Source organism: Catellatospora sp. NPDC049111, assembly GCF_040648615.1.
In the GTDB taxonomy this organism is placed as follows: Bacteria; Actinomycetota; Actinomycetes; order Mycobacteriales; family Micromonosporaceae; genus Catellatospora; species Catellatospora aurea.
In genome coordinates this window covers 46,555-62,406 of sequence record NZ_JBEZEB010000023.1, presented here as the reverse complement: position 1 = coordinate 62,406, position 15,852 = coordinate 46,555, and the positions used below count along the sequence as shown (strand labels likewise).

At 72.8% G+C, this 15,852-nt stretch carries 18 protein-coding genes; 9 read left to right on the top strand and 9 right to left on the bottom strand.

The features are described 5' to 3' along the window. Positions 1–2 precede the first annotated feature (2 nt). Positions 3–941: a DMT family transporter gene (locus AB0B66_RS27010; protein ID WP_360535150.1), complete on the bottom strand. Its 939-nt coding sequence runs from the start codon at positions 939–941 to the stop codon at positions 3–5. Here AB0B66_RS27010 and AB0B66_RS27005 point away from each other — a divergent pair. Beyond that, positions 940–2,358 carry a PLP-dependent aminotransferase family protein gene (locus tag AB0B66_RS27005; RefSeq protein WP_360535148.1) on the top strand — a complete coding sequence of 473 codons (1,419 nt, stop codon included), beginning with the start codon at positions 940–942 and terminating at the stop codon, positions 2,356–2,358. The genes AB0B66_RS27010 and AB0B66_RS27005 overlap by 2 nt on opposite strands. A 199-nt stretch (positions 2,359–2,557) precedes the next feature. Here AB0B66_RS27005 and AB0B66_RS27000 read toward each other — a convergent pair whose 3' ends face one another. Beyond that, positions 2,558–3,028, bottom strand: coding sequence for a YbaK/EbsC family protein (locus tag AB0B66_RS27000; protein WP_360535146.1), 471 nt, complete (start codon positions 3,026–3,028; stop codon positions 2,558–2,560). Between the two features lie 146 nt (positions 3,029–3,174). On the opposite strand from AB0B66_RS27000, the gene AB0B66_RS26995 reads away from it, so the two are divergent. Beyond that, positions 3,175–3,972: an alpha/beta fold hydrolase gene (locus AB0B66_RS26995; protein ID WP_360535144.1), complete on the top strand. Its 798-nt coding sequence runs from the start codon at positions 3,175–3,177 to the stop codon at positions 3,970–3,972. 32 nt (positions 3,973–4,004) lie between these two features. Further along, positions 4,005–4,586 (top strand): TetR/AcrR family transcriptional regulator, encoded by a 582-nt coding sequence (locus tag AB0B66_RS26990; protein WP_360535285.1) that lies wholly within the window; start codon positions 4,005–4,007, stop codon positions 4,584–4,586. Positions 4,587–4,613: 27 nt separating this feature from the next. Here the strand turns inward: AB0B66_RS26990 and AB0B66_RS26985 are convergent, their stop codons facing one another. Genes AB0B66_RS26985 through AB0B66_RS26975 form a run of 3 tightly spaced genes read right to left on the bottom strand, consistent with a single transcriptional unit; the run spans position 4,614 to position 7,305 of the window. Continuing rightward, positions 4,614–6,080, bottom strand: a complete 1,467-nt coding sequence (locus AB0B66_RS26985; RefSeq protein WP_360535142.1) for an FtsX-like permease family protein — start codon at positions 6,078–6,080, stop codon at positions 4,614–4,616. Then, on the bottom strand, positions 6,077–6,772 hold the full coding sequence (locus tag AB0B66_RS26980; RefSeq protein WP_360535140.1) for an ABC transporter ATP-binding protein: 696 nt from the start codon (positions 6,770–6,772) through the stop codon (positions 6,077–6,079). Before AB0B66_RS26980 ends, AB0B66_RS26985 begins: the two co-directional genes overlap by 4 nt. Then, positions 6,769–7,305, bottom strand: coding sequence for a PadR family transcriptional regulator (locus AB0B66_RS26975; RefSeq protein ID WP_360535138.1), 537 nt, complete (start codon positions 7,303–7,305; stop codon positions 6,769–6,771). Before AB0B66_RS26975 ends, AB0B66_RS26980 begins: the two co-directional genes overlap by 4 nt. 73 nt (positions 7,306–7,378) lie before the next feature. Here AB0B66_RS26975 and AB0B66_RS26970 point away from each other — a divergent pair, with 73 nt between their 5' ends. Beyond that, positions 7,379–8,185, top strand: coding sequence for a GNAT family N-acetyltransferase (locus AB0B66_RS26970; RefSeq protein ID WP_360535136.1), 807 nt, complete (start codon positions 7,379–7,381; stop codon positions 8,183–8,185). Between the two features lie 171 nt (positions 8,186–8,356). Continuing rightward, positions 8,357–8,818 (top strand): hypothetical protein, encoded by a 462-nt coding sequence (locus AB0B66_RS26965; RefSeq protein WP_360535134.1) that lies wholly within the window; start codon positions 8,357–8,359, stop codon positions 8,816–8,818. Between the two features lie 7 nt (positions 8,819–8,825). On the opposite strand, the gene AB0B66_RS26960 is transcribed toward AB0B66_RS26965, so the two are convergent. Beyond that, the gene (locus AB0B66_RS26960; RefSeq protein ID WP_360535132.1) at positions 8,826–9,509 is read right to left on the bottom strand and encodes an SDR family NAD(P)-dependent oxidoreductase; all 684 of its coding nucleotides are present in this window, start codon (positions 9,507–9,509) and stop codon (positions 8,826–8,828) included. Positions 9,510–9,667: 158 nt separating this feature from the next. Then, positions 9,668–10,129 (bottom strand): MarR family winged helix-turn-helix transcriptional regulator, encoded by a 462-nt coding sequence (locus tag AB0B66_RS26955; protein ID WP_360535130.1) that lies wholly within the window; start codon positions 10,127–10,129, stop codon positions 9,668–9,670. 56 nt (positions 10,130–10,185) lie between these two features. On the opposite strand from AB0B66_RS26955, the gene AB0B66_RS26950 reads away from it, so the two are divergent. The 3 genes from AB0B66_RS26950 (at position 10,186) to AB0B66_RS26940 (ending at position 11,691) form a co-directional block, all read left to right on the top strand. Then, positions 10,186–10,770, top strand: a complete 585-nt coding sequence (locus AB0B66_RS26950) for an NAD(P)H-dependent oxidoreductase (RefSeq protein ID WP_360535128.1) — start codon at positions 10,186–10,188, stop codon at positions 10,768–10,770. 31 nt (positions 10,771–10,801) lie between these two features. Then, positions 10,802–11,221 (top strand): PPOX class F420-dependent oxidoreductase, encoded by a 420-nt coding sequence (locus AB0B66_RS26945; protein WP_360535126.1) that lies wholly within the window; start codon positions 10,802–10,804, stop codon positions 11,219–11,221. Positions 11,222–11,445: 224 nt separating this feature from the next. Then, entirely contained in the window at positions 11,446–11,691 is a 246-nt protein-coding gene (locus AB0B66_RS26940) for a DUF2630 family protein (protein ID WP_360535124.1), read from the top strand. A 90-nt stretch (positions 11,692–11,781) separates the two neighbouring features. Here AB0B66_RS26940 and mctP read toward each other — a convergent pair whose 3' ends face one another. Both mctP and AB0B66_RS26930 read right to left on the bottom strand, forming a co-directional pair. Continuing rightward, positions 11,782–13,425: a monocarboxylate uptake permease MctP gene (gene mctP / locus AB0B66_RS26935; RefSeq protein WP_360535122.1), complete on the bottom strand. Its 1,644-nt coding sequence runs from the start codon at positions 13,423–13,425 to the stop codon at positions 11,782–11,784. A gap of 3 nt (positions 13,426–13,428) precedes the next feature. Then, positions 13,429–13,695, bottom strand: a complete 267-nt coding sequence (locus AB0B66_RS26930; RefSeq protein WP_360535120.1) for a DUF3311 domain-containing protein — start codon at positions 13,693–13,695, stop codon at positions 13,429–13,431. A 220-nt stretch (positions 13,696–13,915) separates the two neighbouring features. On the opposite strand from AB0B66_RS26930, the gene AB0B66_RS26925 reads away from it, so the two are divergent. Then, complete coding sequence (locus tag AB0B66_RS26925; protein ID WP_360535118.1) at positions 13,916–15,826, top strand: protein kinase; 1,911 nt, start codon at positions 13,916–13,918, stop codon at positions 15,824–15,826. Positions 15,827–15,852 lie beyond the last annotated feature (26 nt).

Genomic DNA, 15,852 nt, shown 5'->3' with positions numbered 1-15,852 from the left:
GGTCAGACCTTTCCGACGGCGGGCGCGGGCGCGCTCGCACGGGTGCGCTGGATGAGCACGACGCAGGCGAGCACCACCAGCGCGGCTCCGATCGAGGCGGGAGTCACCGTCTCACCCAGCAGCAGCGCCGACCAGCCCAGGGTGAGCACGGGCTGGGTGAGCTGGACCTGGCCGACCTGGGCGATGCCGCCCCGGGCCAGGCCCGCGTACCAGGCGAAGAAGCCGAGGAACATGGAGATCACGGTGAGGTAGCCGAACGCGGTCCAGCCGGTGGTGTCGGCGCGCGGGGGTTGGGCCACCGCGGCGGCGATCGTCACCGGCACGGTGACCGGCAGCGACACCAGCAGCGCCCAGCAGATGGTGCGCGCGCCGCCGAGCTCGCGCGACAGCGCGCCGCCCTCGGCGTACCCGAGCCCGCACAGCACCACCGCGACCAGCAGGAACAGGTCCGCGATGGTGAGCGCGCCCTGGACCGCGCCGCTGGTGACCAGGAAGGTCAGCACGGCCAGCAGCCCGGCCGCGCCGGCGGCCCAGAACGCGGGCGGCGGGCGCTCGCCGGCCCGCAGCACCGCGAAGACCGCGGTCATGGCGGGCAGCACGGTGTTCACGACGGCCCCGTGCGCGGACGTCTGCGTGGTCAGCGCCAGCGACGTGAACAGCGGGAACCCGACCACCACACCGAGGGCGACGACGGCCAGCCGCCGCCACTGGGCGCGGCTGGGCCGGGGCGCGCCGGTGAACCGCAGGTAGGCCAACGCCAGCAGGGCCGCGCCGACCGCCCGGCCGAAGGCGACGAACCAAGGGTCGAGCTGCTGCACGGCGATCCGGGTCATGGGCAGCGACATGCTGAACGCCAGCACCCCGACCGCGCCCAGGGCCAGTCCGGTGATCCGGTCCGCTGTTACCGTTTCGGGGACAGTAGCGCTACTCTTGTCCGTCATGAGTAACGGTAACGCAGTGGCCCGCGTTATCCAAGATCTGCGCGGGCTCGCCGCCGCCGCGGGCCCGGGGACCCGGCTGCCGTCGGTACGCGAGCTGACCGCCCGCCACCAGGCCTCACCGGTCACCGTCGCCGAGGCGATCCGGCAGCTGGTGGCGCAGAACGTGATCGAGGCCCGGCCGGGCAAGGGCACCTTCGTGGCCGTCCCGCCCGACGAGCCCGCCGTGCCCGACCTGTCCTGGCAGACCGTCGCGCTCGGGGTCCGCCCGCCGGGCGACGAGGAGCTGCAGGCGTTGCTGGCGTTACCGCCCACCGGGGCGATCCCGCTCGTCGGCGGCTACCTCGACGCCGACCTGCAGCCCGCCGCCGCACTCGGCGCGGCGCTGACCCGGGCCGCCCGCCAACCGGCCGCGTGGCAGCGCGGCCCCGTCGAAGGGCGCGCGGACCTGCGGGCCTGGTTCGCCCGTGAGGCCGGGGCCGGGCTGCGCGCCGACGACATGGTGATCTGCGCCGGCGGCCAGGCCGGGCTGTCCACCGCGCTGCGCGCACTCAGCGCCCCCGGCGACACGGTGCTCGTCGAGTCGCCGACCTACCTCGGCGCGCTGGCCGCGGCGCGGGCCGCCGGGCTGCGGGTGGTGCCGGTCCCGGCCGACGCCGACGGCGTACGCCCCGACCAGCTCGCCGCCGCCTTCGCCCGTACCGGCGCGCGGCTGTTCTACTGCCAGCCGCTGTACGCCAACCCGCACGGCGCGACCCTGGCCGGGCACCGCCGCGCCGAGGTCGCCGCGACCGTACGCGCCGCCGGCGCGTTCCTCATCGAGGACGACTACGCCCGCGACCTCACCATCGACGGCGAGGCCCCACCGCCGCTGGCCGCCGACGACCCCGACGGCCACGTCGTCTACCTGCGCTCGCTGACCAAGGCGACCGCTCCCGGCCTGCGCGTCGCGGCCATCGGCGCCCGCGGCCCGGCCGGCGCGCGCCTGCGCGCGGCCCGCCTCCTGGACGACTTCTACGTGGCCGGCCCACTCCAGCAGGCCGCCCTGGAGTTCGTCACCTCCCCTGCCTGGACCCGCCACCGCCGCACCCTGCGCTCATCCCTGCGCGAGCGCCGCGACGCCCTCCTGTCCGCCCTGCGCCGCCACCTGCCCGACCTGGTCCCGCCTGTCGTCCCCCGCGGCGGCCTGCACCTCTGGACCCCACTGCCCGACGGCACCGACGACATCGCCCTCGCCACCGCGGCAGCCACCGAGGGCGTCATCGTCTTCCCCGGCCGCCCCTGGTACGCCGCCGAACCCCCGGCCCCCCACCTGCGCCTCACCTACGCCGCCGCCCCACCCGCCCACCACGACGAAGCCATCACCCGCCTCGCCCACGCCTTGGCGAAAGGAAGGGCACCTTCACATCGCTCCGTGTAGAGGAAGGGCACCTTCTTAACGGCGATGCGGCCTTGACCTGCGGCGTGGGTCCGAGGCGCGCCCGCCGGCCTCATCGGCGCGGCGTCCGCCCGATGTCATACCGATGTCATAGACGTTGGCCTATCACGTCGACTGAACGTAGATCGAAGTCGATGTAATAGGCCAACGTCTATGGCAAGAGGGGTCGGGCCGGCGGTGGCTACTTCGCCGGTTCCGGGTCGGTGACGTCGGCGTACGTGCCGCCGAGTCCGTTCACCGCCGCGTCGGCGTCGACCGCGACGGCCACCCCGTGCTCGCCCGCGCCGAGCGTGATCTCCCGCCCGCGCAGCCGCTCGTCGGCGATCACCGGCCACGGCTTGAGCGAGCCGTACGGCGTGATCGTCCCGCGCTCGTACCCGGTGGCGTTCTTCGCCTCGTTCGCGTCCGGCATGGACAGCCGGGACACCCCGAGCAGCGCCCGCAGCTTCGGCCACGAGATCACCCGATCGCCCGGGACCAGCACGAACAGGAAGTCGTCGTCCCCGCGCCGCACCACGATCGTCTTCACCACGTCGGGTATCTCCACACCCCGCGCCGCCGCCGCCTCGGCGAGGCTGCGCACCGGCCCGTGCCGGATCACGCGATGGTCTAGGCCTGCGGAGATGAGCGCGTCGAGCGCCGAACCGGTCATGCCTCGCACCCTATCCCGCGCGCCGTCACCGTGACCCAGCTCACAGAACGATCGTTCTCCCTCCCCTTGAACTCGCGCCACCGCCGAGCGTAAATTCGGATACAGACAGAACGTTCTGTCTACTACGAACGAGGAGTTGACCGGCCATGACCGCCCCCGACACGATCGTGCTGATCCACGGCCTGTGGATGACCCCGCTGAGCTGGGAGCACTGGATCGAGCGCTACACCGAGCAGGGCTTCCGGGTGCTCGCCCCGTCCTGGCCCGGCCTGGAGGTCGGCGTCGAGGCGCTGCGCCGGGACCCGTCGCCGCTGGCCGGCCTGGGCGTCGGCGAGGTCGCCGACCACTACGAGCGGATCATCGCCGACCTCGGCACCCGGCCGATCATCATGGGCCACTCGTTCGGCGGCGCCCTGACGCAGATCCTGCTCGGCCGGGGCCTGGGCGCGGCCGGTGTCGCCATCAACTCCGGCCAGATCCGCGGCGTCCACCGGCTCCCGCTCAGTCAGCTCAAGGCCGCCTCGCCGGTGCTGGGCAACCCGGCCAACCGCAAGAAGGCCGTGCCGCTCACGCCCGAGCAGTTCCACTACGCCTTCACCAACACGCTCACCGCCGAGCAGTCACGGCAGGTGTACGACCGATACCACGTCCCGGCCGCCGCACGCGCCCTGTTCCAGGGCGCCTTCGCCAACCTGGACCCGAACTCGCCGCTGAAGGTCGAGGTGCGCCGCGACGACCGCGCGCCGCTGCTGTTCGTCGCGGGCGGCGCCGACCACATCGTGCCCGCCTCGGTGAACCGGTCCAACCACCGCCTCTACCGGCACTCGTCGGCGCTCACCGAATACCGCGAGTACCCCGGCCGCAGCCACTACACCGTCGGGCAGGACGGCTGGCAGGACGTGGCCGATCAGTCCCTGGCCTGGGCCGTGCGCAACGCGCGCTGAGCCCGGGTCCCTACCCTGGTCAGGTGACCGAGATGACCGTACGGCCTTCCGCGGCCCGCGAGCGCCTGCTCGCGGGCGCGGCACAGGTCTTCTACGCCGAGGGCATCCACGCGGTCGGCGTGGACCGGGTGATCGAGCAGGCGCGGGTCACCCGCGCCACCTTCTACCGCTACTTCCCCGGCAAGGACGATCTGGTCCGCGCGTACGTCGAGCATGCCGACGCGGCGATCCGGGCCCGGCTGGCGCAGGCGCTCGCGCTCACGTCCGACCCGTACATGCTGATGGGTCTGCTCGTGGACGGCATCGGCGCGGACATCTGCGCGCCCGGGTTCCGGGGCTGCCCGTTCATCAACGCCGCGGCCGAGTTCCCGGACCCGGCCCACCCCGTGCACCAGGCCGTCGTGGCTCACCGCGGGTGGTTCCGCGCGGCGCTGGTCGACCTGCTGACCACCATGGGGTACGCGGACCCGCGCCAGGGCGCCGACACCCTGGTCATGCTGCGCGACGGGGCGATGGTCGCGGGTTACCTCGGCGCGCCCGAGGCGGCCCGCGACAACCTGCGCGCCGCCGTCGCCGCCCTCATCGGCCCGTTCCCGGATCACGCCGCCCCGTGACGGCATGATCCGGGAACGGCCCGTGGCTCAGGCGGCCCGCAGGTCCTGGAGGTCGGTACGGGTGCGCAGGGTCGCCGCGGCCAGGCCCGCGATCAGCGCCACCAGCCCGATGCCCGCGGCGCTGACCAGGGCGACCTCGGCCCAGTCGGCGAACCACGTCTCGTGCTGGTACGAGAAGTCCCCGGTGACGCAGTCCCCGACCGTGCAGCCGGGAATCATGCGCGCCGTGAACACCATGTCGTACATCTCGGGCAGGATCTGGTGGACCATGCCCGCGCCCAGGACGACGGCGGCGGGCATCATCAGCGCGACCGGCAGCAGCGCCTGCCAGAGCAGGGCCCGCGCCAGCACGCGCCGCCGCACGCCGACGGCCGTGAGCGCCGCGAAGGCGCGCCGCCGCGCCGCGACCGCCTCCAACAGTGCTGTCAGCACGCCGATCGCGGCGATCGCGGCGGCGACCCCGACCGCCAGGCTGATCCCCTTGAGCCCGCTGGCGAAGAAGGGATCGATCGGCTCGCCCTGCCGCACCCGGTCGACCAGCTCCGGCGGCGGCTCATGGCGGAGCCAGATGCGCAGTTGCGCCGCGTAGTGGTCGCGCATGCCGAGGCCGCCGCCCGCGACCAGCGCGCACACCAGCAGGACGCCGACGGTGCGGCTGCCGCTCCACGGGTCGGTGGTGAGTCGGCGGGCGGCCAGCAGCGTCGCGGGTCCACGGCCGGCCCGGTGCAGCAGCCGGCCGGCCTGGTAGCTCAGCCAGGCCATGCCGAGCACCAGCCCGGCCGCGGTCACCGCGCCACCGAAGAACAGCCGCAGCACCACCGATCCGCTCATGCCGCCGCGGGTCTCGGTCACCGCGAAGATCGCGAAACCCAGCGGCACGAACACCAACGGCCACGGCTTCGGCTTCGGCGTATCGGCGGCCCGGACCACGCCGAGCGGCGAGTGCTGCATGTGCCGCAGCAGCAACGCGGCGACTGACGCTGCGGCCATGGGCAACCCCACCAGGATCAGCACGAGCAGCCAGGGCCACGGTGACACGTCGGTCGGCAGCCAGAGCCGACCCTCCGGGTTGCGCTGGTGCAGCAGCACCCGTCCGGCAAGGCAGGCGGCCAGCCCCAGCGCGCTGCCGAGCGCGGCGGCGACGCCGGTCTCCGCCGCCGCGATGGTGACGACCTGGCGCGGGGTCGCCCCGGCCAGCCGTAGCGCGGCGAGACGGCGGTGCCGGGCCGGTGCCCCGATGCGGCCCGCCTGCGCCGCCAGGACCAGCACCGGCAGGCTCACCAGCAGCAGGGTCGCCGCGACGGTCTGCCGCAGGTCGAAGTGGTTCAGCAGGACCACCTGGTATCGCGGCTCCGGCACGTCGACGGCCAGCACGGTTGCCGCGACCAGCAGCATCGCGGTCGCGAGGGTCGCCGTGGCGGTCGTCAGCACCACCCGCACCAGGTCGGTGCGCGTGCCCGCCACGGCGAGCCGCACCAGCACCCCGGGCCTCACGCGCCCGCCCCGACGGCGACGCCGAGTCCGGTCGGGTCCACCGCCCCGTCGCGCAGCACCAGCTCCCGCTCGGCGTACGCGGCGATCGTCGCGTCGTGGGTGACCACCACGACGGCCGTGCCCTGCTCCCGGGCGACCCGGGTGAGCAACTGCATCACCAGCTCGCCGGCCAGGGAGTCCAAGGCCCCGGTGGGTTCGTCGGCGAACAGCACCTCGGGCTGGGTCACCATCGCGCGGGCCAGCGCGACCCGCTGCAACTGCCCGCCGGACAGCCGGCCCGGGGTCTGCTCGGCGGCCTCCGCCACGCCGAGCCGGCCCAGCCAGGTGTCCGCCGCGGCCAGCGCGGCCCGACGCGTGCCGCCGCCGAGCAGCAGCGGTAGGGCCACGTTCTCCGCCGAGGTGAGTTCCGCGACCAGGTGGCCATGCTGCAGCAGCACGCCGAACCGGGTGCGGCGCAGCGTGCTGCGGTATGCCTCACGGGTGTCGTCGAGGCGTTCACCCCGGAAGTGCACCTGCCCGCCGTCGGGCCGGATGATGCCGCTCAGGCAGTGCAGCAGGGTGGACTTGCCGCAGCCGCTGCGGCCGCGTACCGCGACGATCTCGCCCTCGTGCAGGTCGAGGTCGACGCCGCGCAGCGCGGGCTGGACGCCGAAGGTCTTGGTCAGGTCGCGGGCGGTCAGGATCGGGCTCATGATCGCACCTCCCGGTGCAGGTCGGCGACGCGGTGCAGGGCGCTCTGCAGCCAGCGCAGGTCCGCGTCGAGGTGGGTGAGGGCGTAGTCCACGGCGATGTGGTCGCCCACGGTGAGGTCCTGTTCGGACTTGAGTCGGGTGAGTTCGCGCATGCGGGCGGTGTGGGCCTGCTGCTGCGCGCTCAGGTACGTGGTGGCGCGGTCGGGGTCGGCGACCAGCAGCGCGACGACGACCTTGCTGAGCAGGGCGCTGGTGACGTACGGGGCGGGCGCCTCGACCTCGCTCAGCCAGGCTTCGAGCGCGCCGCGACCATCGTCGGTGATGGCGAAGGAGGTGCGCTCCGGACCGCCGGCCTGGTCCTGTCCGGCCTGGGTGACGAGGCCGTCTCGTTCGAGCCGCCCGAGAGTGCTGTAGACCTGTCCGAACGCGAGCGGCTTGGCGCGGGGCAACCGCTGGTCGTAAGCGTGTTTCAGCTCGTAACCGTGCATCGGCCCCCGCGCCAGCAGCCCCAGCAACACATAGGACGCTGACATGCGGACCACTATTCATCGAGTGAATAGTGTCCGTCAAGGGCGCGTTGCCGTCCGGGCCGTCTACGCTGCACATGTGTACTCCGTGCGGCAGGCGGGCGCGGCCGACCTGGCCGGCGTACGCGCCGTCGCGAACCGCTTCGGCAACCTGGCCGGCTGGCCGCAGCGCCCCGACTACCTGGACCGCGAACTGGCCAACGGCCGCCTGCACGCCGGGCTCGCGGGGGACACCGTCGTGGGCTTCGGGGCGACCTTCGCCCGGGGCGGCCTGCTGCACCTGGCCGACCTGTTCGTGCTGCCCGAACACCAGTCCTCGGGCCTGGGCCGGTCACTGCTGGAGTCGCTGCTGCCCCGCGACGCGCCACGAGTCACCTTCGCCTCGTCGGACCCGCGTGCGCTCGCGCTCTACGTGCGCCAGGGCATGCGCCCGGTGAGCCCGCTGCTGTATTTGCGCGGCCCGCTGGCCGCCCTGCCCGACCACGGGCTGCGCCCGGCTCCCGCGACCCCGGCGGAGATCGCCGACCTCGACGCCGACGCGTCAGGCGGCCGCCGCGACGCCGACCTCGCCTGGTATGCCGCCCTGCCCGGGGTGAGCACCTACCGGCTCGGTGACGGCTACGCGATGGTGCGCGAGTCGGGCGGGGCGCTGCTCGTCGGCCCGGCCGGCGGGCGTACCACCCGCGCCTGCGCGGACGCGTTGCTGGCCGTGCTGGCCCGGCACCGCGCGGTGGGCACGGCCAAGCTGTGCGTGCTCGGCCCGAACCCGCTGCTGCCGCTGCTGCTGGAGGCCCGGTTCACCATCGCCGACATGGACCAGTTCCTTTCCGGCGGCGGCGACCCGATGGCCCTGGACCGCTACCTGCCGCACCCCGACCTCGGCTGAGCAAGCCCCGGACCGGGCCGGGGCGGGGACCTGTGTTGCGGTGTCGGCCACCGCCTTGAGCAGGCGTCCTTTTGGTCGGTGGCTGATGCGATGCTGTCCTCGGCAGGCACCGTCCACTTGACACTGACTCATCGTATTGGGAACGTTACAGCGGGTCCTGGGGAGGAAGTCATGCTGTTCCTGGTGTTCGGCACCGTGCTCGTCGTCTGGGGCCTGTCGATCGACAGCGGCACCCTGACCACGGTGGGCTGGATCGCCTGGGCGCTCGGCGTCATCGTGGTCTGGATGCGTTCGGCCGGCCGGTTCGGCCTGCGCGCGATCATGACCCGGCGCATGCTGCGCGACATGGACCTCATGCGCGCGGCCGCGGAGAAGGGCGATGCCGTCGCGATGCGGGCGCTGGGCAGCATGCTCAAGGTGACCGGCGACTGGGACGGGGCCGAGCACTGGCTGAGCAAGTCCGCCTGGGCCGGTGACCGCGAGGCGATGTTCGACATGGGCCGCCTGGCCGAGCAGCGCAGCGGGCTCGAAGCCGCCGAGCAGTGGTTCCGGATGGCATCGGAGTCGGGCCACCCGGTGGCCCGGATGATGTTCGTCGAGGGCGGCCTCTACAACCGCGACGGCGACTCCTGACGACGCCTCAGACGTTGAGCTGGGCGTTGCGGACCGCCCGCGAGGCGTCGGAGCACAGGTAGGCGACCGTGTCGGCGATGTCGGCGGGGGCGGTCCAGCCCTTGCGATCGGCGTCGGGCATGTCCGCGCGGTTGGCCGGGGTGTCGATGACGCCGGGCAGGATCGTGTTGACGCGTACGCCGTCCTTGCCGTACTCGGCGTGCAGCGCACCGGCCAGGCCCAGCACCGCGGTCTTCGCGGTCAGGTAACCGGCCGCGCCGCTGAACGGCTTGCGCACCGCCTGGCTCGACACCAGCACCACCGACCCGCTGCCCGCCCCGACCAGGTGCGGCAGCGTCGCCTGGCAGACCAGGTACGCAGGGCGCAGGTTCAGTCGCAGCTGCGCCTCGAACTGCTCGACGGGCGTCTCGTGCACCCGCCCGCCCATCGCGAACCCGCCGACGAGGTTCACCACGGCCCGCAACGGCCGGTCGGCGTCGGCGGCGGCGCGCGCCGCGCACACACCCACCGAGGCGGCGTCGGTCAGGTCGGCCTGCACCAGCACGAGCCCGTCCGCCCCCGCGGGCAGCCGCGACAGCTCCGCCTCCGCGTACCACGGCACCACCACCCGCCAGCCCCGGTCCAGCAGCGCCGCCGTCACCGCCGACCCGAGCCCACCCGTACCGCCAGTGACCAGCGCCGTCCCGCCCATAGCCGCCCTCTCGCCGCCCCGGCGCCTCGCGCAGCCGGAGCCCGGCGTCCAGGTTAGACGACCCCAGCCGAAGGAAGGGCACCTTCTTATCGCTATGCGTAGAGGAAGGGCACCTTGCCATCCTCGCGGAGCGGGTGGGCTGGGGGTTTGGCGGTGGGTCAGGTGGGGGTGGTGAGGCGGGTGATGACGCGGTGGGTGAGGGCGTCGAGGGCGGCGATCTCGTCGTCGGTGAGCAGGTCGATCATGTGGCGGCGTACCGAGGCGACGTGGTGGGGGGCCGCCTCCTCGATGGCGCGGAGCCCGGCCTCGGTCAGCACGATGATCGAGCCGCGGGCGTCTCCAGCGCACTCCTCCCGGTCCACCAGTCCGCGCTGCTGCATCCGGGTGAGGTGGTGCGACAGGCGGCTCTTGGACCAGAGCATGGTGCCGGCCAGCTCGGTGAGCCGCAGCCGGTGCGGTGAGGTCTCCGACAGGTTGGACAGCACGTCGTAGTCGGCGTCGGACAGCCCGCTGTCGGCGGCCAGGTCGCGGGTGATCTGCAGGTCGAGCAGGGCGCGCATGCGCCGGTAGCCGCGCCAGGCGCGAGCCTGCTTCTCATCGAGCCAGCGGGGTTCGGTCACCGGAGCACCATACCCCGTTGTTGACATGTCACCAACCGCACCGCTAGGTTGGTGACATGTCAACAGAGTCTGCTGCGCCCCGCCTCAACGTCGTCGCCTCGACCCGGCCCGGCCGCGTCGGCCACGTCATCGGCGACTGGTTCGCCCGCGTCGCCGCCGCCCACGGCGGGTTCGAGGTGCACGTGGTGGACCTCGCCGAGCTGGACCTGCCGTTCCACGACGAGCCCGGCCAGCCCGTCGCCGGCGGCCCGTACGCCCGCGAGCACACCCGGCGCTGGAGCGAGACCACCGATGCCGCCGACGCGTTCGTGTTCGTGATGCCCGAGTACAACCGGGGCTACAGCGCGCCCCTGAAGAACGCCCTGGACTACCTCTACCGGGAGTGGCACCACAAGCCCGCCGGGTTCGTCGGCTACGGCATGTCCTCGGCCGGCATGCGCGCGGTCGAGCAGCTCAAGCCGGTGCTCAGCGCGCTGCGCATGGTGCCGCTGGCCGAATCGGTCAACATCCACCTGCGCCAGGCCGTCGACGCGGACGGTGCGCTCGCCCCGAACCCCGCCATGGACGCCTCGGCCCGGGGCATGCTGGACGAGTTGCGGCTGATGGCCGAGCTGATGTCGGCGGCCAGGGTCGCGGCGTGAAGCACCGGGGCCGCGGGGAAGGGGTGTGGCGATGAGCGAGCAGGACCGCCTGTGGCAGATCATCGGGCGTACCGGCCGGGGTGTGCTGGCCACGATCAAACGAGACGGGCGGCCGCAGTTGTCCAACGTCGACTACCTCGCCGGGGAGGGCGTGATCCGGTTCTCCAGCACCGCCGACCGGGCCAAGGTGCGCAACCTGCGCCGCGACCCCCGCGCCGGCTTCTACGTGACCACGCCGGGCGGTGGCTCGTACGCGGTCGCGGAAGGGCTCGCCGAGCTGTCGGCCACCGCCGCGGAGCCGTTCGATGCGGCCGTGGAGGAGCTGGTGGGGCTGTATCGGGACATCCGCGGCGAGCATCCCGACTGGTCCGAGTACCGGGCCGCGATGGTCGCCGACGGCCGCCTGGCCGTCCGCATCCACGTCGACCGTCTCTACGGCTGGCTCGGCTGACCCCGGGGCCTCCCGCGACTCCGCTGCGGCACACCCGCCCGACGGCCCGCCAGGCGGCTCCACCCGTGCCGCCCGCCCCGCCGCCCGATTTCATAGACGTTGGCCTATCACGTCGAGAATTCCCCCCTCCCAGTCGATGTAATAGGCCAACGTCGATAGGAAACCGGTGGGGGAGGCGGCCGGATCGCCGGGCGGGCGGCGGCGGGGCGTGCGAGGCTGGAGACATGGACGAGAAGCAGATCTTCGCGCGGATCGACTCGCTGGTCGCCGAGGAGCACGACCTGCGGACCAAGCGCGTGCAGGGCGCGATCGACCCCGAGACCGAGTCCGCCCGGCTCCAGTCGCTGGAGGAGACCCTCGACCAGTGTTGGGACCTGCTGCGCCGCCGCCGCGCGCTCAAGGACGCGGGGGAGAACCCCGACGACGCGAAGGCCGGCGACGTCAAGCAGGTCGAGGGCTACCTGCAGTAGAGACGGGAAAAGGGTGGGCGCGGGGGACCTCCGCGCCCACCCTCGGCCGTGCCCGCCGCCGCGTCCGATGCCCGCGGCGGCCCGCACGGCTCAGGCGACGGCCACCGGCTCCCCTTCGGAGTCGATGCCGCGCCGGGGCGAGTCCTCGTCGACGAAGTAGTCGTCGTGTTCGGTGGCGTCGGGCCCGTCGGTGACCTTCCCGGCCCGTAGCACCAGCGTCGCCAGTACCGCGAAAATGATGTTGGCCAGCACCGCGACGAAGCCGACGTAGATCGTCGCCTTGGTGTCGAAGCCGAACTTCTCCAGCGGGAACGCCGAGCCGGCGAAGTGCATGCGCCCGGTCGCCGGGTTGGCGATCTGGTAGAGCATCCACATGCCCAGGCCCATGCCCGCGACCCAGCCGATGATCAGCGCGCCCTTGTGGAACCAGCGGGTGAACAGGCCCAGCGCCACCGACGGCAGCGTCTGCAGGATGATCACGCCGCCGATGAGCTGCAGGTCGATGGAGAACTGCGGGTCGAGCAGTACGATGCACAGCAGCGCGCCGACCTTCACCACCAGCGAGGCGACCTTGCTGACCTTGGCCTCCTGGGCGGGGCTGGCCTCGCGGTTGAGGTACTCCTTGTAGATGTTGCGGGTGAACAGGTTCGCCGCGGCGATCGACATGATCGCGGCGGGGACCAGCGCGCCGATGCCGATGGCGGCGAACGCGACGCCCGCGAACCAGTCCGGGAACTGCTTGTCGAACAGCACCGGCACGATGGTGTTGGTGTCCACCGAGCCAGGGTTCGCGCCGGGCAGCGGCTTGACCCCGGCGGCGATAGCGGCGAAGCCGAGCATCGCGAGCAGGCCCAGCAGCAGCGAGTACGCGGGCAGCGCGGACATGTTCCGCTTGATCACGTCGCGGTTGCGGGAGGCGAGCACACCGGTGACCGAGTGCGGGTAGAGAAACAGCGCCAGGGCCGAGCCGAACGCCAGCGTGATGTACTGCAGCTGGTTGTTGGCGTTGAGCAGCAGCCCGTCACTGGCCGCGGGACTGGCGTCGTACTTCGCCTGCGCCGCGCCGAAGATCGCGCCCCAGCCGCCGAGCTGCGACGGCAGCCAGAACACCGCGACCAGGATCACGATGTAGATCAGCGTGTCCTTGACGAACGCGATGAGCGCGGGGGCACGCAGGCCGGACTGGTAGGTGTACGCGGCGAGGATGGCGAACGCGATGATGATCGGCGCGTGCCTGGCCAGGGTGGACTCGCCGGTGACGCCCATCGTCTTGAGCACCGCCTCGATGCCGACGAGCTGCAGTGCGATGTAGGGCATGGTGGCGACGATGCCGGTGATCGCGACGAGCAGCGCCAGCGTCGGGGAGCCGAACCGGGCGCGCACGAAGTCGGCCGGGGTGACCAGGCCGTGCCGGTGCGACACCGACCACAACCGCACCAGGACCAGGAAGAACAGCGGGTAGATGATGACGGTGTACGGCACCGCGAAGAAGCCCATCGCCCCGGCGCCGAAGACCAGCGCGGGCACGGCGACGAAGGTGTACGCGGTGTAGAGGTCGCCGCCGACCAGGAACCAGGTGATCCACGAGCCGAAGTTGCGCCCGCCCAGGCCCCACTCGTCGAGGTGCTCCATGGTTTGCGGCCGCCGCCACCGCGAGGCGACGAAACCCAGCGCGCTGACGCCGACGAACAGCACCGCGAAGACGATGATCTCGGTGAGATGGTCACGCCACACGGCTCAGCCCTCCCTGCTGCTGCGGCTGGCGGGGATCCGAGGTCCGCTGCTGCGGCGCTTGGTCACCCGGTAGACCAGCGTCGTGGTGGCGACGCCGACAAGGATGTACGACAGCTGCTGCCAGTAGAAACGTGGGAAGCCGAGCAGGTCCGGACTGGACGCGTTGTAGAAGGTCGTGATCAGCGGCAGCACGATCGGGACGATCAGCAGCCAGTTCCACGGACTGTGATCGCGATCGCCGGGTCGCCGGTCGGGTGCGGGTTCACCCATGGCACGTGCCTCCTCGCACGAAGGGGACGGATCAACGGTGCGAGGGAGGATATGCAGCTCGGGCCGTCAGACTTGCCGTTCGTCGTCCTGACACGCGCCGAACGGTGGCTCCGGTGCGCCGAACGGTTGGCATCATACGGCTGAAGGTCCCGTCGGATCTGGATCACACTCTGGTTCCCTGCGTGGTGTAGGGCTTCACCCGTTTGGGTAGGGTCCTCGAATGCCCGCTGTGCCACCTCGTGTCCTCGCAGACCGGTACCGGTTGCTCGAACCCCTCGGCCAGGGCGGGATGGGCATGGTCTGGCTGGCCCGCGACGAGACCCTGCACCGCGACGTCGCGGTCAAGGAGGTCGTCCCCCCGGCCGGCCTCACCGAGGCGGAGCGCGCCGAGATGAACGCCCGCTCGCTGCGAGAGGCCCGCGCGATCGCCCGGCTCAGCCACCCCAACGTGGTACGCATCTTCGACGTCGTCACCGTCGACGGTCGTCCTTGGATCGTCATGGAGTACCTGTCGGGCAAGTCCCTGGCCGCCCTGATGGGCGAGCAGGGACGGCTGGCCCCGGTCAAGGTCGCCGACATCGGCCTCGGCGTGCTGGCCGCGTTGCGCGCCGCGCACGGGGCGGGCATGCTGCACCGCGACGTCAAGCCCGGCAACGTCATGCTCGGCGACGACGGCCGCGTCGTGCTCACCGACTTCGGCCTGGCCACCCTGCCCGGCGACCCCGCCGTGACCCGGACCGGCCTGATCCTCGGCTCACCGTCCTACATCTCCCCGGAACGCGTCGAAGGCGGCGAGGTCGGGCCCGCCGCCGACCTGTGGTCGCTGGGCGCGACGCTCTACGCCGCCGTCGAGGGCCAGTCCCCGTACGCGCGGCCGAACGCGATGGCGACACTCGCCGCGCTCGCCACCGAGGAACCCGCCCCGCCCCGCCTGGCCGGGCCGCTCAAGCCGCTGCTGACGGGCCTGCTGCGCAAGGACCCGCGCCTGCGTATGACCGCGGCCGAGGCCGAGCAGGTGTTGCTTCGGGTGGCCGTCGGCCGCCGCGGGGGCGGGGGATTCCTTTCGGGCGTACTCCCCGGTGGTGTTCCCGGCCAGCGGCGCACCTCGCCACCCCTGGCGCTGCCCGCACGAGCCGCCGCCACGCCGGCCGCGCCCGAGGCCGAGCGACCGGCCCGGACACTGCCCGACCCGCAGCGACCCGCCGAGCCGCAGACACCCGCCAAGCCCGCTACCCCTGCCAAGGCCGAGTCACCTGCCAAGGCCAAGACGCCGGTCGAGCCGAAGGCGCCTGCTGCCGGAGGTTCCGCCGCGGCTGTGCCCGGAACCGCGCCGGCCGCAGCGGGAGCCGGGGCTGCCGCGGCGAAGCCGAAAGCCGCTTCCGCGGCGGCCGTGCCCGGTCAGCGGACCGGGTCGGGGGTGGCCGATCGCGCGGTGGGTGCGGCCGAGGTGCCGGGCCCGCCCGAGGGCGCGCTCGTGGCGCGACCCCGTAAGAGCCGCATGCTGGCGATCGCCGCGGCGGCGGCCGTGGTACTGGCCGTGATCGCGGTCGTGGTCGTGCCGCGCCTGGGCGGCAAGCCGCGCGGTGACGCCGCCGCCGGCCAGTCGCCTTCGGCGGCCGCGAGCCCGTCCGCGGCGGCCTCGCCGAGCCCCTCGCCCTCGCCCTCGCCGTCGCCGAGCGGGCTGGTGCTGCCCGAGGGCTGGTACATGTACAAGGACCGGACCGGCTTCGCGGTGGCCGTGCCGCGCTCATGGAAGGTCACCCGCGACCGCACCATCGTGCGGTTCAAGGAGCCCGACGGCGGCCGGCTGCTCCTCATCGACCAGTCCGACAGCCCGAAGAAGGACCCGGTCGCCGACTGGACCCGCCAGGAGGGCAACCGCGTGCGCGCGGGCCACTGGAACGACTACCGCCGGGTGCGCATCGTCAAGGTCGACTACTTCATCGCCTGTGCGGACTGGGAGTTCACCTACCAGGGCACCTCCGGGCGGGTCCACGTGATCAACCGCGGGTTCGTCACCGGGCCGAAGCAGGCGCACGCCATCTACTGGTCGACACCGGAGTCCCAGTGGCAGGACAACCTCGACGAGTTCGCCCTGATCACGGCCAGCTTCCAGCCCAACCCGGTGTGAGAACCGGGTTGCTCGGTGATGATGGG